The sequence below is a fragment of the Psychrobacter sp. 1U2 genome (genome assembly GCF_051847575.1).
In genome coordinates, this window is the sequence record NZ_JBPYDC010000991.1 from 1 (window position 1) to 746 (window position 746).

The 746-nt window shown below is 35.8% G+C and carries 1 protein-coding gene; it reads left to right on the forward strand.

What is annotated here, in order from left to right; translation table 11 throughout:
- Positions 1-128: 128 nt before the first annotated feature.
- Positions 129-746: hypothetical protein (locus tag ACS8FD_RS19950; protein WP_439277147.1), on the forward strand; the 618-nt coding region annotated here is incomplete at its 3' end.

Here is a 746-nt window from a genome sequence, read left to right on the forward strand (position 1 = left end):
TGGCGGCGGCAAATGGTATCGTCATGTCAAACCAAGCCCTTGGTTAAAAGAGCATTGGCTGTAACCAAGTATCTAATTATAAGTACTAGGCGATGGCTAATTCCCAACCTCATATAGGAAGTATTATATTGGATGATAATATAAAAAAAGCCGTGAACCTCCCCAACACCATAGATCTAAGTGTTGATGAAAAAACTATTGTCATCAAAGCATTTAACGCAAATGAGGCTAATCAAAACTTAAATAAACAAATGGTAAATATTTTTGCATCTGGCCCTTCTATTGCAGATTTAGTTTTCCATGAGTCCTTAATTTCTGAACCAAGTATATTCGTCAATGGTAGCTTGAGCTTAACTAGAGAGCATTCTTTTTCTAATATTGTAGGTTATGTAATCAGTGATGCTAGATTCATTAAAAATAACCCTGAGGTTCTGAGTCAATATTACAAAGGACAACCTTTATATGCTACCGTCGCTGTTTATGAAGCAATCAGAGCCGATTTACCTAATTTAATCTCTCAGTATCACGAAAACATGAGGGTAATATTTCCTGCTGATAGACCGCTAAGTGATAAAACTAATACGCGCTGGCTAACTTCCTTACCTATCATTAAAAAAATCGTGAGTAAAAAGATAGAGCTTAGTAAATTTGCTAATCATTCTAGCTTTGTTATCAACTCTTCTCACGAGCCAGAGACTATTGGAGTATCATTAGATATCACTGATGGATTTATTGAAGCAGGAACG